The organism is Streptomyces ardesiacus, assembly GCF_003112575.1.
Classification (GTDB): Bacteria; Actinomycetota; Actinomycetes; order Streptomycetales; family Streptomycetaceae; genus Streptomyces; species Streptomyces ardesiacus.
This window is the reverse complement of record NZ_BEWC01000001.1, coordinates 638,485-654,967: the sequence shown is the minus strand read 5'-3', so window position 1 is coordinate 654,967 and position 16,483 is coordinate 638,485. Positions and strand designations below refer to the sequence as shown.

Below are 16,483 nucleotides of genomic sequence, written 5' to 3'. Positions count from 1 at the left end.
TCGCGCGGCGGGGCGGCGGCCGCTCGTCACGCCGGATCCCCGGCGAGGAGTGCGGCGACCGCCGTGCGGAAGCGGGCGCGGCGTTCGCCGGCCTCGTCGGCGCTGACGCGGGGTTCGTACACGGTGGTGGGTCCGAGGTCGGGGAGCGCGTCGGCGAGGGTGAGGGACGGGTCCGCGCCGAGCCGGGCGAGGGCGCCGGCGCCGAGTGCGGTGGCGTCCGGCAGGGCGGACACCTCGACCGGGCGTTGCAGCAGGTCGGCCTGGGTCTGCATGAGGAGCGCGGAGCGGGTGAGGCCGCCGTCGACGCGCAGGGCGGTCAGGGGGCCTCCGAGGTCGGCCGCCGCGGCGTCGGCGAGTTCGGCGACCTGGGCGGCGAGCCCCTCGCACAGGGCGCGCACCAGGTGCCCGGGGGTGGTGTCCAGGCCGAGACCGGTGAGCGAGCCGCGCAGGTCCCCGCGCCACCAGGGGGCGGCGAGCCCGGCCAGCGCCGGGACGAAGGTGACGCCGCCGGTGTCCGGCACCGTGGCGCCCACGGGGTCGAGGTCGGCGGCGCCGGTGACGACGCCGAGGCCGGTGAGCCAGCGTACTGCGGAGGCGGCCGTGTACACCTGCCCGTCCAGGCAGTGGTCGGTGCGCCCGCCGAGCCGCCAGGCGACGCAGGCGGCCAGGCCCGAGGTGCCGCGCCGGGGTGTGCCGCCGGTGTGGGCGAGGAGGAACGCACCGGTGCCGTAGGTGCACTTGGCGGTGCCGGGTTCGGTCACGCGCTGGGCCAGCAGGGCGGCCTGCTGGTCGACGGCGAGGCCGGTGAGCGGGAGTTCGGGACCGAAGGCCCTGGTGGTGCCGACGTGGACGGCGTTGTCCACGATGTCCGGGAGGGGTTCGCCGGTGAGGCCGTACAGCTCCAGGGCGCGGGGCGACCAGGCGGCGCGGTCGAGGTCGAGGAGCTGGGTGCGGGAGGCGGTCGCGGCGTCCGTGACGTGGGCGCCGGTGAGGCGGTGGACCAGCCAGGTGTCGGAGGTGGTGACGTGGCCCGCGCGGGTGAGGTGCCGTCGTATCCAGGCCATTTTCGGCGCGGCGAAGTACGGGTCCAGGGGAAGGCCGGTCAGCTGCTGTAACTCGTTCGAGTGATCCCGCAGTTGGTCGCAGAGGGGGGCCGCCCGGCGGTCCTGCCAGACCAGCGCGTCGGTGAGCGGGCGGCCGGTGCCCGGGTCCCAGGCGAGCACCGTCTCGCCCTGGTTGGCGAGGCCCAGGGCCGCCACCGGCTCGTCCGCGTCGGCGAGCGCCCGGCGGCCGGCGTCGACCACCGATCCGTACAGCTCCCGCGGGTCCACCTCGACCCGTCCGCCGGGCAGGTACCGGGGGCGGACCTCGGCGAACCCGGTCCCGAGCACGCCGCGTTCGGGGCAGATCACCAGGGCCTTGGTGCCGGACGTGCCCTGGTCGACGGCGAGCACCGCGTCCGGCATCGCCCACCTCCCCGTTCCGGCGCCGACGGTCCCGGCGATCTCTGCGCGCCAGCCTGCCGTCGCGGGCACACCGCGTCAAGAGCGGCTGACTGTCGGTCAACTCGCCCTGGTGGCAACGGTTTTGCGTCGCCCGGTCAAAACTGAACAGAGGCGGAACCTCCGCCTCTATAGTGTGCGCCGACCGCTCGACCACCGCACCGCCGCCCCCGGGGAGGGCTGTTTGTCACGCCATGCTGCCGTACGGTCCGTTCCGCTTCCGACAGCGGGCGTGTGATGGCCAGAGACGGAGCACAGCCCGCCTACGACCCCGCCGGCCACGACACGGCGCTGCGCTCCGCCCTGCAGGAGGTGCGGGCCGGGCGCTGGATGTCGATGCGCATCCTGCTGGAGCAGACCGGTTCGTGGTCGCAGTGGACGCGCCGCACCCAGGTGCTGGCCGCCTCGGCGGCCGGTACGGACGTGGTGCGGGCCTGGCTCGCGGAGGAGCCGCACAGTGTGGCCGCCGCGGTGATGCACGCCCGGGTGGTGGTGGAGCGCGCGCTGCGGGCGCACCGCGAGGACCACGCCCGCACGCGCGAACTGTGGCTGCAGGCCTGGCACGCCTGCGACGCGGCGACGCGCTCGGCGCCGTACGACCCGGTGCCGTGGGTGTGCCTGCTCGCGCTGGCCAGGCTCGACGAGGGGCAGCGCTGGCAGGAGCACCGGATGGCGCCGCCCGAGCCGATGCTGCCGCCGGGGCCGTGGGGCCTGCTCGCCGAGGCCGGCAAGCGGGACCCGTACAACCGCGAGGCCCATCACCGCATGCTGCAGTTCCTGTATCCGCGCGGCGGCTCCGAACGCCTGGCCCAGGCGGCGGGGTTCGCGCACTGGGCGGCCGGGTCGGCGCCGCCGGGATCGGCGCTGCACGTGCTGCCGCTGTACGTGCGGGTGGAGCGCTACCGCCGTTCGGGCGCCCGCGAGGCGGCGCTGGACCTGCACTGGGTGGCGGAGGACGCCACCCGGGAGGCACGGCAGGCGTTCGACTCCTGGTTCACGCTCTGTCCGCGGGACGAGCGCTCCCTGCCCGATCTGAACCACCTGGCCCACGCGTTGTGGGGCGCCCTGCGATTCCGGGAGGCGAACCAGGTGTTCGACGCGCTCGGCCCCTACTGGACTCCCCTGCCCTGGGCCTGCCGGACCCCGGGCGACGGCTCGGCCAGGCGGGCGGTGGAGGTCTTCCTCCAGGCCCGCACGCGCAGCCGCTCGGCCGCCGGCGGCCGTGGCGGCGACCGTGGCCGACGGCACCCCTGACCCCCCACCCTTCCGTCCCCGGAGGTCTGTCATGTCCCGCTCCCCCGAACCGTCGGCCACCGACGAGGAACAGCGCCTGCGCGAACTCGGATACCGGCCGGTGCTGGCCCGCCGCATGGGCGGCTTCGGCAACTTCGCGATCAGCTTCTCGGTGATCTCGATCCTGTCCGGCTGCATGACCCTGTACGGCTTCGGCCTGGGCACCGGCGGTCCCGCCGTGATGATGTGGGGCTGGGCGGGGGTGGGCCTGTTCGTGCTGTGCGTCGGGATGGCGCTGGCCGAGGTGACCAGCGCGTATCCCACGTCCGGCGCCCTGTACTACATGGCCGACCGGCTCGGCGGGCGGCGCTGGGGCTGGTACACGGGCTGGCTGAACCTGCTGGGGCTGCTCGGGGCGATCGCCGGGATCGACTACGGGGCGGCGCTGTTCACCGGCGCGTTCCTGAACCTCCAGTGGGGTTTCGAGCCGACGCCGGAGAAGACGATGCTGATCTTCGTCGTGATCCTGCTGCTGCACGCCACCCTCAATCTCTTCGGGGTGCGGCTGGTCAGCGTGCTCAACTCGGTCAGCGTGTGGTGGCACCTGGCCGGTGTGGCGCTGATCGTCGGGGCGCTGGTGATCGTCCCGGACCACCACCAGTCGCCGTCCTTCGTCTTCACCGAGTTCGTCAACGACACCGGGTGGGAGAACCCGCTGTACGTGGCCGCGATCGGCCTGCTGCTCGCGCAGTACACCTTCTCCGGCTACGACGCCTCCGCCCACCTGTCCGAGGAGACCTCGAACGCGTCGGTGTCGGCGGCGCGCGGCATCGTGCGGGCCATCTGGGTGTCGTGGCTGGCGGGTTTCGTGCTGCTGGCCGGGCTGACCTTCGCGATCCAGGACTACGCCGCGACCCGCGACACCGCGACCGGGGTGCCGCCCGCGCAGATCCTCCTGGACGGCCTGGGCACGGACGGCGCGAGCGCGCTGCTGCTGGTGGTGATCGTGGCGCAGTTGTTCTGCGGCAACGCCGAGGTGGCCGCGGCCAGCCGGATGGTGTTCGCGTTCAGCCGGGACGGCGCCCTGCCCGGCTCGTCGCTGTGGCGCAGGGTCTCCGCCCGCACCCAGACGCCGGTGGCGGCGGTGTGGCTGTCGGTGGCGGTCGCCTGTCTGCTGGCGCTGCCGTCCCTGTACTCGGCGACGGCGTACGGGGCGGTGACCGCCATCAACGTCATCGGCATCACGCCTGCGTACGCCATCCCGGTGCTGCTGCGGCTGCGGGCCGGTGACCGGTTCACGCCGGGGCCCTGGAACCTGGGCCGGTGGAGCAGGCCGGTCGGGTGGGTCGCGGTGGTGTGGGTGGCGTTGGTCACCGTGCTGTTCTGCCTCCCGCAGTCCTCCCCGGTGACGGCCGACACGATGAACTACGCCGCCGTCGCCCTGGTCGTCGTCCTGGTATTGGCCACGGTGTGGTGGTTCGTCGCCCGCCGTTCCTACGGCACCCCGACGGCCGCGGCCTACGGCGACGACCGCGAGCAGGCGGAACTCGCCGAGGGCATCGTCTGAGACGGCCCGCCCCGCGCTCCGGCACGGTGGGGAGCACCTCCCGGGATGCGGCAGGATGAGCCCGCACGCCGGTCGAACTGCCTTGCGGTCCGGGCGGATCGCGCATCCCCGACATCCCTGGGCTTTCCGTTGGAGGCGGCCGGTGACCGAGGACCCGACCATGGACCACCTGCTGCCCGCCGGCGTCGCGCTGGGGGCGGGCCTGCTCGGCGCGTTCCTGCTGCGTCTGCTGCTGCGCCGGCTGGCGGGCCACGCGCGGCGCACCCGCTGGAGCGGCGACGACGTGATCGTGGCCGCCCTGCGCACGGTGGCGCCGTGGGCGGCGGTCGCGGGCGGCGTGGCCGGTGCCGCGGCGGCGCTGCCGCTGACGCGGGCGGTGCGGCACAGCGTCAACCAGACCCTGACGGTGCTGCTGATCTTCGTGGCGACGGTGACGGCGGCCCGGGTGGTCGCCGGCCTGGTACGGACGGTGACGACCTCGCGCTCCGGGGTCGCCGGGTCGGCCACGATCTTCGTCAACATCACCCGGATCCTGGTGCTGGCCCTCGGCTTCCTGGTGATGCTGCAGACACTGGGCGTCTCCGTCGCGCCGATGCTCACGGCCCTCGGCGTCGGTGGTCTGGCGGTCGCGCTGGCCCTCCAGGACACGCTGGCCAACCTGTTCGCGGGCATTCACATCCTCGCCTCCAAGACCGTGCAGCCGGGCGACTACATCCAGCTCAGCAGCGGCGAGGAGGGCTACGTCGAGGACATCAACTGGCGCCAGACCACCGTGCGCGAACTGTCCAACAACCTGGTCGTGATCCCGAACGGGCAGCTCGCCAAGTCGAACATGACCAACTTCATGCGGCCCGAGCAGCGGCTCACGGTCCTGGTCCAGGTCGGCGTCTCCTACGACAGTGACCTGGACCACGTGGAGCGCGTGACGGCCGAGGTGGTCGCCGAGGTGATGACGGAGGTCGGCGGCGCGGTCCCGGACCACGAGCCGGCGATCCGCTTCCACACGTTCGGCGACTCGCGGATCGGCTTCACCGTGATCCTGGGCGTGGGCGAGTTCAGCGACCAGTACCGGATCAAGCACGAGTTCATCAAGCGCCTGCACAAGCGCTACCGGGCCGAGGGCATCCGGATCCCGTCGCCCGCGCGGACGGTCGCGCTCCAGCAGGGGGCCGTGGTCCTTCCGCGGCAGCGGGCGGGCGAGGACACCGTCGCGCTCCCCTGACGCGGGGGTGGCCGGAATCTCCCCGCGACCCCTGTCGAGCCGCGGTCGATCACGAGATATCTTGATGTCGAGCAATGTTGCAGACGTGGAGCGGAGCACCCGGTGACTGACTCGACCATCATCTATACACACACTGACGAGGCCCCGGCCCTGGCGACGTATTCGTTCCTGCCGGTGGTCCGGGCGTACGCCTCGCAGGCGGGTGTCGCGGTCGAGACCCGCGACATCTCGCTGGCCGGCCGCATCATCGCCCTGTTCCCGGAGTACCTCACCGAGGACCAGCGCATCCCGGACGCCCTCGCGGAGCTCGGCGAGCTGGCCAAGACGCCCGCCGCGAACATCATCAAGCTGCCGAACATCTCGGCCTCCATCCCGCAGCTCAAGGCCGCCATCGCCGAGCTGCAGGGCCAGGGCTACGCGCTGCCGGCGTACCCGGACGACCCGAAGACCGACGAGGAGCGCGACGTCCGCGCCCGCTACGACAAGGTCAAGGGCTCCGCGGTCAACCCGGTCCTGCGCGAGGGCAACTCCGACCGCCGTGCCCCGGCCTCGGTGAAGAACTACGCCAAGACCCACCCGCACCGCATGGGCGCCTGGACCGGCGAGTCCAAGACCAACGTGGCGACCATGGGCGAGAACGACTTCCGTTCCACCGAGAAGTCCGTGGTGATCGCCGAGGACGGCGCCCTGCGGATCGAGCTGGTCGGCGACGACGGCACCACCACGGTGCTGCGCGAGTCGGTGCCGGTGAAGAAGGACGAGGTCGTCGACGCCTCCGTGCTGCGCGTCGCCGCGCTGCGCGAGTTCCTCACCGCGCAGGTCGCCCGCGCCAAGGCCGAGGGCGTCCTGTTCTCGGTGCACCTGAAGGCCACGATGATGAAGGTCTCCGACCCGATCATCTTCGGCCACGTGGTCCGCGCCTTCTTCCCGAAGACCTTCGCCCGGTACGGCGACGTGCTGGCCAAGGCCGGCCTGACCCCGAACGACGGCCTGGGCGGCATCTACAAGGGCCTGGAGTCCCTGTCCGAGGGCGCCGAGATCAAGGCGTCCTTCGACGCCGAGCTGGCCGAGGGCCCGGAGCTGGCCATGGTCGACTCCGACAAGGGCATCACCAACCTGCACGTGCCCTCCGACGTCATCATCGACGCGTCCATGCCGGCCATGATCCGCACCTCCGGTCACATGTGGGGCGCGGACGGCGGCGAGCACGACGCCCTCGCGGTGATCCCGGACTCCTCCTACGCCGGCGTGTACCAGGCCGTCATCGAGGACTGCCGCGCCAACGGCGCCTACGACCCCTCCACCATGGGTTCGGTCCCGAACGTCGGTCTCATGGCGCAGAAGGCCGAGGAGTACGGCAGCCACGACAAGACCTTCGAGATCCCCACCACGGGCACGGTCCGCCTGGTCGACGCCGCGGGCAACGCCGTGCTGGAGCAGACGGTCTCCGCCGGCGACATCTTCCGCGCCTGCCAGACCAAGGACGCGCCGATCCGCGACTGGGTGAAGCTGGCCGTCACCCGCGCCCGCGCCACCGGCGACCCGGCCGTCTTCTGGCTGGACGAGGGCCGCGCCCACGACGCCAACCTGATCGCCAAGGTCAAGCAGTACCTGCCGGAGCACGACACCGAGGGCCTGGACATCCGGATCCTGTCCCCGGTCGAGGCGACCAAGCTGTCGGTGGAGCGCATCCGCCGCGGCGAGAACACGATCTCGGTCACCGGCAACGTGCTGCGCGACTACCTGACCGACCTGTTCCCGATCCTGGAGCTGGGCACCAGCGCCAAGATGCTGTCGGTCGTCCCGCTGATGGCGGGCGGCGGTCTCTTCGAGACCGGCGCCGGCGGCTCCGCCCCCAAGCACGTGCAGCAGCTGGTCAAGGAGAACTACCTGCGCTGGGACTCCCTCGGCGAGTTCTTCGCCCTGGTGCCGTCCCTGGAGCAGTACGCCGAGGCCACGGGCAACACCCGCGCCAAGGTCCTCGCCGACACCCTCGACCGCGCCACGGCGACCTTCCTCAACGAGGACAAGTCCCCGACCCGGCGCGTCGGCGGCATCGACAACCGCGGCAGCCACTTCTACCTGTCCCTGTACTGGGCGCAGGAGCTGGCCGAGCAGACCGACGACGCGGACCTGGCCAAGGCCTTCGCCCCGCTCGCCGAGACGCTCGCCGCGAACGAGCAGAAGATCGTCGACGAGCTGAACGCCGTCCAGGGCAAGCCCGCCGAGATCGGCGGCTACTACCAGCCCGACCCGGCCAAGGCCGCCGCGGTCATGCGCCCGTCGGCCACCTGGAACGAGGCGCTGGCGTCCCTCGCCTGACCCTCTCCCCGGCCCGCCGGGACCCCGGCACCCCGTCTCCGTCACCCGGAGGCGGGGTGCCGCCGCCTCACCACTCCCGTGGCGCGATCAGCTCCTCCGGGTCCGCGTCGGGAAAGCCGTAGGCCTGGGCGACGAACCAGAAGGCCTCGCCGATCTCCTCCCGCGCCGTGGTCTCGATCTCGCTGCCCGCCTCCTCGAAGGCCGCCTCCAGCTCGTTGAACTCCTCGGTGGCCGCGTGGGTCAGCGCGTACAGTGCCGCAAGACCGGCGGGCCGGTCGCTCTCCACGCGCTCGCACAGCCGCAGCAGGACGTCGCGGCCCCGGTCCACCACCCGGTCGGGGAAGTAGTCGTCCTTGTACAGCCCCTCCAGAAACCGATGTGCGGCCACCCGCTCGTTGGTGATCGGCATGACGCTCCCGTCCTCGTAGTCCGTCGCCGACACCGCGCATCCTGCCGCGCCCCACTGACAACGCCCCCCGGAGCCGCCCCGTGACCGACGCCCCGCCCGCCTTCGAGCTGCTGCCGGGCGCCCCGCACTCCCCGGTGCTGCTGCACGTGCCGCACTCCTCCCGTGCGGTCCCCGCCGACGTGCGGGCCGGCCTCGCCCTCACCGGCGCGGAGCTGGAGCGGGAGCTGGACCACATGACCGACGCGCACACGGCGGAGATCGCCGGGCGGGCCGCCGAACTCGCCGGCCTCACACCCTGGCGGTTCGTGAACCGGACCTCGCGGCTGGTGGTCGACCCGGAACGGTTCCCGGACGAGCGGGAGGAGATGACGGCCGCCGGGATGGGCGCCGTGTACACGCGGACCTCGCACCGCGAGGTGCTGCGCCCGGACGGCACCGACCCCGAGCCGCTGCTCGAGCGGTACTTCCGGCCCTACGCGCGGGCCATGACCGAGGCGGTCGCCGACCGGCTCGCGGCCACCGGACGGGCCGTGATCGTCGACGTGCACTCCTATCCGGCCGAGCCGCTCCCCTACGAACTGCACGGCGGGGGACCGCGCCCGCCCGTCTGCCTGGGCACCGACGGCTTCCACACGCCGCCCGGGCTGCTCGCCGCGGCCCGGGAGGCCTTCGCCCCGTGCGGGGAGACCGGCCTGGACAGCCCCTTCGGCGGGACGTACGTACCGCTGGACTTCTACGGGAAGCGGGCCGAGGTCGCCGCGCTGATGGTGGAGATCCGCCGGGACACCTACATGACGGAGCCGGGCGGTCCGGCCGGGCCGGGGCTGTCCCGGCTCGCCGAGTCGCTCGCGGCGCTCGTGGACGCCGTGTCCGCCTGAGCGCCGGCCGGCCGCCCACCGGCTGGAGCACTCCCGCGCGACAGCCGGGCGGACGCCCGGCGAGGGTGGGGGGATGACGCAGGAGACCACCACCCTCACCGGCCAGTCGCCGCCCCCGGTACGGGACTGGCCCGCCCTCGACCTGGACGGCCCGGAGTTCGACCCGGTCCTCGCCGCACTCATGCGCGAGGGGCCGCTGACCCGCGTCCGGCTCCCGCACGGCGAGGGGTGGGCCTGGCTGGTGACGCGGTACGACGACGTCAGGGCGATCACGAACGATCCGCGTTTCGGCCGGGCCGAGCTGACGCGCCGTCAGGTCACGCGTCTCGCTCCGCATTTCAAGCCGCGCCCCGGCTCGCTCGCCTTCGCCGACCAGCCGGACCACAACAGGCTGCGGCGGGCGGTCGCGGGGGCGTTCACCGTGGGCGCGACGAAGCGGCTGCGGCCCCGGGCGCAGGAGATCCTCGACGGCCTGGTCGACGGGATGCTCGCCGAGGGACCGCCGGCGGACCTGGTCGAGCGGGTGCTGGAGCCGTTCCCGATCGCCGTGGTCAGCGAGGTGATGGGCGTGCCGGCCGCCGACCGGGAGCGTGTGCACTCCTGGACCCGGCAGATCATCTCCACCTCCGGCGGCGCGGAGGCCGCCGAGCGGGCCAAGCAGGGCCTGTACGGGTGGATCACCGAGACCGTCCGCGCCCGGGCGGACGGCGACGGCGACGACGTGTACTCCCTGCTGGGCGCCGCCGTGGGCCGCGGCGAGGTCGGCGAGACGGAGGCCGTCGGGCTGGCGGGGCCGCTGCAGATCGGCGGCGAGGCCGTCACGCACAACGTCGGCCAGATGCTGTACCTGCTGCTCACCCGCCCCGAGCTGATGACGCGGATGCGGGAGCGGCCCGGGGCGCGCGGCACGGCGCTGGACGAACTGCTGCGCTGGATCTCGCACCGCACCTCGGTGGGCCTGGCCCGCATCGCCCTGGAGGACGTCGAGGTCCGCGGGACGCGCATCGCCGCCGGCGACCCCGTGTACGTCTCCTACCTGGCCGCCAACCGCGATCCGGAGGTCTTCCCCGACCCGGACCGCATCGACCTGGACCGCGAGCCCAACCCGCACCTGGCGTACGGCAACGGGCACCACTTCTGCACGGGCGCCGTGCTCGCCCGGATGCAGACCGAACTGCTGGTCGACACGCTCCTGGAGCGGCTGCCGGAGCTGCGGCTCGCGGTCCCCGCCGACCAGGTGGCCTGGCGCCGCAAGACCATGATCAGGGGGCCGCGCACGCTCCCGTGCACCTGGTAGGCCCTACGCCTGGTGGCCGCCGCGCGCTCAGGCCCGCAGCCACTCCGTGACGACCACCTCCCGGCCGGTTCGCAGCCGCAGCGCGAACGGGCCGGCGGGCGGTGCCTCGCCGGCGAACCGGCCCATGTCGTCGGCCGTCAGCCGCGCGTGCGCCCGCGGGCCGCTGAGCACCTCGACCCCGGCGGGGCCCGGCGGCAGGAGTTGGCCGATCAGGCCGTCCGCGGTCACCTCGACGTCGACGGTCACCGCGTCGGTGCTGAACGTCAGCATCCGCGGCGGGTCCGTCTCGCCCCGGACGGGGATGCCGTCCACCAGCGAGTCGAAGGTCAGCTCGGCGATCCGGGCGTCCAGGTCGCGCAGGACGAAGGCGTCGACCGCGACGCGCCGCAGCCCGGCCGGGACCGGGTCCAGGATCGCGGCGGCCTGCCGCAGTTCCTCCTCCACGAGCCCGTCGTGCAGTTCCTCGTCCCGCTCGTCGTACGCGCCGGACGCGCCGTGGCCGTCGGCCCCGTCGTACTCGTCGTATGCGTCGTACTCGTCGTTCAGGTCGCTCATTTCGTCCCCCGTGCCTCGAGCCGGGCACGCAGCCGGCGCAGACAGCGCTGGCGCATCGGCCCGATGCTGCCCACCGCGATGCCCAGCGCGGCGGACACCTCCTGATAACTGGGCGGTGGCGAGGAGATCAGCACCCGCAGCAACTGGCGGCACCGCTCGCCCAGTTCCTCGAACTCCTGCCACAGCAGCCGTACGCGCTCGGTCTGCGCGGCGGCCTCCTCGGAGTCGAGCACCGACTCCTCCGGCGTGCGGTCCTCGCTCGGCCGGTCGAGCAACTGCGGATCGTCGGTCGGTGTCCACCGCCTGGAGGCCTTGAGCAGCTTCAGGCACTCGTTGCGTGCCGTGCTGGCCAGCCAGGAGCCGGTCTTCTCCGGTTCCCGGATCCGCCCCAGATGCTGGGCGAACCGGAACCAGGCGGTCTGGTACACCTCGTGCGCGTCGGCGTCGGACAGCCCGTGCGAACGGGCCACGGACCACACGAGCGGGCCGAGTCCGTCCACCAGTGACTTCCAGGCCGCCGCGTCCCCGTCGGCAGCCGACTGGACGAGCGCCCCGACATCTGCACGGTCCACGGTCCCACCCCTCGTGTACGACGTGCCATCGTACGCCGTGGAGTGGGTCGTTCCGACCGCCGCCAGGACCTTCACGACCCGCCGGCCGAGGAGTCGACGGAGACCGGGTGCCAGGTGGGCGGGAGCAGCGCGGGCACGTGCGCGCCGCGCACCTCCGCGTACTCCTTGTTCGCCGCGAGCAGTTGCCGGCCGGCCGCGCGGGGATCGCTTTCCCGGTGCGCCGTCATGTGGGAGGCGACCAGGCCCGCGACCACCGGGGTGGCGAAGGAGGTGCCGCTCCACTGGGCGTGCCCCTCGAACATCACCTGGTCCGGCTTGGCGGGCGCCTCCCCCGGCTCGCTCAGCACCCCGTGGTGGCGCGGGTACTGGCAGGTGCAGGGGTAGGCGAAGCCGAACCGGCAGGCGTCGTAGGTGGAGTGCTGGTAGACGTAGGGCACGGGTGTGCCGAAGCCGGTGAGGGCGCTGGTGAGGCGCTCGCCGGGGGCGTACGCCCGCACCCAGGCGCCGTGGTTGCTGAAGCAGGCGCCGAACTCCCCGTCGGAGCGCAGCGCGCCGACGGACAGCACCGCGTCCTCCCAGCCGGGCAGGGTGGCGTAGGCGGCGGGCCAGAAGGGCGTGGCGCTGGCGTTGTTGCCCGCGGCGGCGACCAGCAGGGTGCGCTGCTCGCGCAGTTCCTCCATGAAGGCGTGCACGCCGAGCAGGCCGTCGGTGCGGCCGTTGGAGGTGCCGGCGGAGAGGCTGAGGATCTCGGGCCAGCCGTCCCGGTCGACGGCCTCGAAGAGCTTCTCGCCCAGCTCGGACTCCAGGATGGCGCCCGCGTCGTTGAGGGTGTTGCGGACGGTCACCCCGGTGTTGGGCGCGACGGCGGCGACCAGCCCGGCGATGAAGGTGCCGTGTCCGACGTACTGGCACAGGACGCCGTCGTCGTCGCACTCCCTGATCTGGGCGTCGCCCTCGGTGTGGGCCAGCAGCGGGTAGGACCGGTAGTCGTGCATGAGCCCGGTGTCCAGGACGAGGACGCCCACGGCGGTCCCGGCGTCGTACGGCGTCCCGGCGGGGGCCGGGTTGGGCGGCTCGGTCAGCGGGACGGGCACGGGTTCGTCGCCGGGGCAGGCGTTGACGGCGATGGAGACGACGTGGTTGCGGCTGATCAGCCGGCGGCCCGCGCGGCCCTCCATGGTCCTCAGGGAGCGCAGGGCGTGGCCGACGGTGGGGTCGCCCTCGCCGCCGCCCTGGCCGGGGTCGGCGACCTGGATGCGGGTGATGCCGGTGCGGTTGGTCTCCGGGCCCGCCCGGCGCACGTGGTCGGGGGTCAGGCCGGACATGGTGGTGAAGTGGTCGCGCACGGTGTCCTCGACGAGGCGGGCCTCCTCGCCGTCACGGGCCAGGACGACGCCCTTCTCGTAGAGGAACTCGGCGGAGTCGTCCGGGCCCATCGCCAGCGGGACGCCGGGCATCGAGCGCTGGATCTGGTCGAACTGCTCGCGGAATCGCTGTGGTGCCATGCGTGTCCTCCACTGGGGCGGCGGTGACGGCGGTGCGGGCCGCGGTCGTGACCGCGGTGGTGACGGCGGTCGTCAATCAGAGTCCCGGGGCGGCCGATTGATACAGACTCGAACCTGTGGGGCTCGGTTCCGGAGCACTACCATCCGTGGGGTGACGGCGCGAAACGACCCGGTTCTCGACCTGCTGCCGATGGTGTTCGCCGCCCCGGGCGAAGCGCTGACGCGGGCGGAGGAGTTGCTCGGCGCCGATCCCTCGCCGCTGCACGCCTCGGTCGCCCATCAGGTGATCGGCATCTGGCAGCGGGACTTCGGCGACACCCGGCGGGCCCTGGCCCACCTGCGGCGCGCCCGGGACCTCGCCGCCCGCGCCGATTCGGCCGAGCGGGAGGCGGACGTGCTGGCCACGCTCGGGGTGGCGCTGGTGCACTCCGGGCGTACGCGGGCGGGGCTGGCCGCGTTCGAGCGGGGCGTGGCGCGCGGGAGCGGGCACACGCGCGCGCGGGTGCTGTTCCGGCGGGCGTACGTGTGGTGGGTCCTGGGCCGGCACGGCGAGGCGCTGGAGGACGTACGGCGGGCGATCCCGGTGCTGCGCCAGGCCGACGACGTGATCTGGACGGCGCGGGCGCTGACCCTGCGGGCGACGGTGCACCTGGCGCAGGGCTCGGTGGAGCGGGCCAACGCCGACTTCACGGCGGCGGAGGCGCTGTGGGACACCACGGGCCAGGAGCACGACAAGGCGGACGCGGTGGAGAGCCGGGGGCTCGCGGCGTTCCGCGCCGGTGACGTGCCGGCGGCGCTGCGGCTCCTCGACGAGGCGGAGGAGCGGTACGCGAAGCTGGGCACGCCGACGTTCATGCTCACCATCCGGCGCTGCGAGGTGCTGATGGCGGCGGGGCTGGCGCCGGAGGCGCTGGCGGAGGCGGACGGGGCGGTCGCGGCGCTGGACGGGATCGGCGGGCAGTCCACCCGCAAGGCGGAGCTGCTGCTGGTGGCGGCGCGGGCGGCCCGGCTGGCGGGCGACCCGCAGACCTCGCTCGCGCGCGCGGCCGTGGCGGTGCGGCTGTTCGCCGGGCAGCGGCGCACCTGGTACGAGACGCACGCCCGGCTGGTGCTGCTCGAGGCACGGGCCGCCACGGGGCGCGGGTCGGGCCGGCTGGTCGCGGACGCGGCGGCGGTGGCCGAACGGCTGGCGGCCTTCGGTGCGCCCGCCGCGCCGGAGGCTTCGCTGCTGGCGGGCCGGATCGCGCTGGACCTCGGCTGGACGGCGGACGCGGAACGGCATCTGGCGGTGGCCGCGCGCAGCAGGCACGGCGGTCCGCCGCTGGCGCGGATGACGGGCTGGGCGGCGCAGGCGCTGCGGGCGCGGGCGGCCGGGTCGGCGCGGGGCGTGCTCGAAGCCTGCCGGCGCGGTCTGGACGTCCTGGACGACCACCGGATGACGCTGGGCGCCTCGGAGTTGCGGGCCCGGGCCACCGCGCAGGGCGCGGAGCTGGCGGCGCTGGCGCAGCGGGCGTCGCTGGTCTCCGGCGGGCCGCGGCGGCTGCTGGGCTGGAGCGAGCGCTGGCGGGCGACGGTGCTGTCGGCGCCGCCGGCCCGGCCGCCGGCCGATCCGGTGCTGCTGACCGCCATGACGGCGTTCCGGGAACTCGCCGCCCGCGCGGAGGAGGCCCGTTCGGAAGGCGGCCGGCCCGCGCCCGCGCTGGAGCGCGAACAGCGGCGCCTGGAACGGGAGGTCCGCTCCCGCACCCTGCACATGCGGGGCGAGGCACCGCACGACGGCGACCGGTTCGACGTGGGGCGGCTGCTGCACCGGCTGGGCGAGGAGGTGCGGCTGGTGGAGCTGGCGGTGCTCGACGGGCGGGTGCACGTGCTGTTGTGCGGGCAGGGCCGGGTGCGGCGGTTCGAGGCCGGGATGCTGGCCGAGGCGGAGGCGGAGGCGGAGCACGTACAGGCGGGGTTGCGACGGCTGGCCCATCCGGGCGCGGAGGCGCGGCTGCCGCTGGTGGAGGCGGCCGGCGCGCGGCTGCAGCACCTGCTGCTGGGCCCCGCCGCGGCGCACCTCGGCTGCGGCCCGGTCGTCGTGGTCCCGCCCGGCCGCCTGCACCGCGTGCCGTGGGCCCTGCTGCCCGCCCTGCGCGAACGGGTCCTGAGCGTGTCGCCGTCGGCGAGCAGCTGGCTGCGCGCGAAGGACACCGCTCCCCCGCCCGGCGGCCGCCAGGTCCTGGTCCGCGGCCCCGGCCTGGCGAGCGGCGGCGCCGAGATCCCCGAACTCGCGGAACGGTACGGGGCGACACGGACACCGGGGAACGAAACCCCGGCCCACCGCCCGCCCGGGGACGGGGACGACACCCCGCCCGACCCGGCCACCACGACACGCCACGAAGCCCCACGCACACCGGACAGCGAAACCCCGACCCACCACCCGCCCGAGAACAAGGACGACACCCCGCCCGGCCCGGTCGTCGTCGGCCCGGAGGCTCGGGCGGCCGGCACCGGCGGCCGGCCCGGGGCGAGTGTCGCGGGCCCGTTCCGGCTCCCCGGCGCCGGAGACGGGGCGGGGACGGCCGACCGCGGGGACCGGCTCCCGGGGACCGGGGACGGCAGCCGCACGGCGGCTCCGGCCCGGCCGGCCCGGCTCCGGCCGTCCGACGAGGAGCCCCTTCCCGGGGCGGCCGGTCGCTGGGCACGGCCCCCGGCGGCGGGCGGCGGGCTCCCGGCCCCGGCGGCGGGCGACGCGGCCCCGTCCGCGGCGGCGGGCGACGCGGCCCCGTCCGCGACGGGCTCCCCGGACGGTCCGCGCGCCACGGCCGGCCGGAGGAGGCCGGGCACGGCGGGCGGCGAGGGCGCGTGGGGACCCGGGCCGTGGGCCGGACCGGAGGGGGCGGACCGACGTGTCCCGCGCGCACGTGCGGCGGGGCTTCCCGGCGGTTCGGCCGGGCGGGGCGGGCCCACCGTGCTGGAAGGGGACGAGGCACGGGTGCCGAGGGTGTTGCGGGAGTTGGACGGGGCCGCGCTGGCGCACATCGCGGCGCACGGGACGTTCCGCGCGGACAGCCCTTTGTTCTCGTCGTTGCGGATGGCGGACGGGCCGCTCATCGTGCACGACTTCGAGCGGCTGGACCGCAGCCCGTACCGGATCATCCTGCCCTGCTGCGACACCGCTCGCTTCGCGTCCGTCGGCGCCGACGAGCTGCTCGGCCTCGTCACCGCGCTGCTGCCGCTGGGCACGGCCGGCGTGGTGGCGTGCACCGCGCCGGTCAACGACGCCGCCGTGGTGCCGCTGATGCTCGCGCTGCACAAGGGCCTGGACGCGGGCCTGTCGCTGGCGGAGGCCCTCCGTGACGCGCGGGCCTCGCTGCCGGGCGACGCGGTGCACCAGGCCACGGGGTGGGCGTTCACGGCGTTCGGGGCGGCCTGAGGG

Annotated in this window: 12 protein-coding genes; 7 read left to right on the top strand and 5 right to left on the bottom strand. The window is 74.5% G+C overall.

Annotated elements, in window-relative coordinates; translation table 11 throughout:
* Window positions 1-26 precede the first annotated feature (26 nt).
* Window positions 27-1,466, bottom strand: a complete 1,440-nt coding sequence (locus tag Sdi02f_RS02730; RefSeq protein WP_108932630.1) for an FGGY family carbohydrate kinase — start codon at window positions 1,464-1,466, stop codon at window positions 27-29.
* Between the two features lie 273 nt (window positions 1,467-1,739).
* Between Sdi02f_RS02730 and Sdi02f_RS02725 the strand changes: the two genes are divergently transcribed.
* The 4 genes from Sdi02f_RS02725 (at window position 1,740) to Sdi02f_RS02710 (ending at window position 7,846) form a co-directional block, all read left to right on the top strand.
* Window positions 1,740-2,756: a hypothetical protein gene (locus tag Sdi02f_RS02725; protein WP_030403691.1), complete on the top strand. Its 1,017-nt coding sequence runs from the start codon at window positions 1,740-1,742 to the stop codon at window positions 2,754-2,756.
* 31 nt (window positions 2,757-2,787) lie between these two features.
* Window positions 2,788-4,302, top strand: a complete 1,515-nt coding sequence (locus tag Sdi02f_RS02720; protein WP_030403692.1) for an amino acid permease — start codon at window positions 2,788-2,790, stop codon at window positions 4,300-4,302.
* 160 nt (window positions 4,303-4,462) lie between these two features.
* Window positions 4,463-5,524 (top strand): mechanosensitive ion channel family protein, encoded by a 1,062-nt coding sequence (locus Sdi02f_RS02715; RefSeq protein WP_107062426.1) that lies wholly within the window; start codon window positions 4,463-4,465, stop codon window positions 5,522-5,524.
* Between the two features lie 102 nt (window positions 5,525-5,626).
* Window positions 5,627-7,846, top strand: a complete 2,220-nt coding sequence (locus tag Sdi02f_RS02710; protein ID WP_030403694.1) for an NADP-dependent isocitrate dehydrogenase — start codon at window positions 5,627-5,629, stop codon at window positions 7,844-7,846.
* A gap of 67 nt (window positions 7,847-7,913) precedes the next feature.
* On the opposite strand, the gene Sdi02f_RS02705 is transcribed toward Sdi02f_RS02710, so the two are convergent.
* On the bottom strand, window positions 7,914-8,255 hold the full coding sequence (locus tag Sdi02f_RS02705) for a DUF5713 family protein (RefSeq protein WP_030403695.1): 342 nt from the start codon (window positions 8,253-8,255) through the stop codon (window positions 7,914-7,916).
* An 80-nt stretch (window positions 8,256-8,335) separates the two neighbouring features.
* Here Sdi02f_RS02705 and Sdi02f_RS02700 point away from each other — a divergent pair, with 80 nt between their 5' ends.
* Both Sdi02f_RS02700 and Sdi02f_RS02695 read left to right on the top strand, forming a co-directional pair.
* Window positions 8,336-9,133 carry an N-formylglutamate amidohydrolase gene (locus Sdi02f_RS02700; protein ID WP_031185595.1) on the top strand — a complete coding sequence of 266 codons (798 nt, stop codon included), beginning with the start codon at window positions 8,336-8,338 and terminating at the stop codon, window positions 9,131-9,133.
* A gap of 73 nt (window positions 9,134-9,206) precedes the next feature.
* Window positions 9,207-10,430, top strand: coding sequence for a cytochrome P450 (locus tag Sdi02f_RS02695; RefSeq protein WP_031185594.1), 1,224 nt, complete (start codon window positions 9,207-9,209; stop codon window positions 10,428-10,430).
* Between the two features lie 27 nt (window positions 10,431-10,457).
* Here Sdi02f_RS02695 and Sdi02f_RS02690 read toward each other — a convergent pair whose 3' ends face one another.
* The 3 genes from Sdi02f_RS02690 to Sdi02f_RS02680 all read right to left on the bottom strand — a co-directional run bounded on the left by Sdi02f_RS02690 (window position 10,458) and on the right by Sdi02f_RS02680 (window position 13,062).
* Complete coding sequence (locus Sdi02f_RS02690) at window positions 10,458-10,985, bottom strand: hypothetical protein (protein WP_108932629.1); 528 nt, start codon at window positions 10,983-10,985, stop codon at window positions 10,458-10,460.
* On the bottom strand, window positions 10,982-11,557 hold the full coding sequence (locus tag Sdi02f_RS02685) for an RNA polymerase sigma factor (protein WP_030403699.1): 576 nt from the start codon (window positions 11,555-11,557) through the stop codon (window positions 10,982-10,984). Before Sdi02f_RS02685 ends, Sdi02f_RS02690 begins: the two co-directional genes overlap by 4 nt.
* A 71-nt stretch (window positions 11,558-11,628) precedes the next feature.
* Window positions 11,629-13,062: a S8/S53 family peptidase gene (locus Sdi02f_RS02680; protein WP_108932628.1), complete on the bottom strand. Its 1,434-nt coding sequence runs from the start codon at window positions 13,060-13,062 to the stop codon at window positions 11,629-11,631.
* A gap of 190 nt (window positions 13,063-13,252) precedes the next feature.
* Here Sdi02f_RS02680 and Sdi02f_RS02675 point away from each other — a divergent pair, with 190 nt between their 5' ends.
* Window positions 13,253-16,480, top strand: a complete 3,228-nt coding sequence (locus tag Sdi02f_RS02675; RefSeq protein WP_438363737.1) for a CHAT domain-containing protein — start codon at window positions 13,253-13,255, stop codon at window positions 16,478-16,480.
* Window positions 16,481-16,483 lie beyond the last annotated feature (3 nt).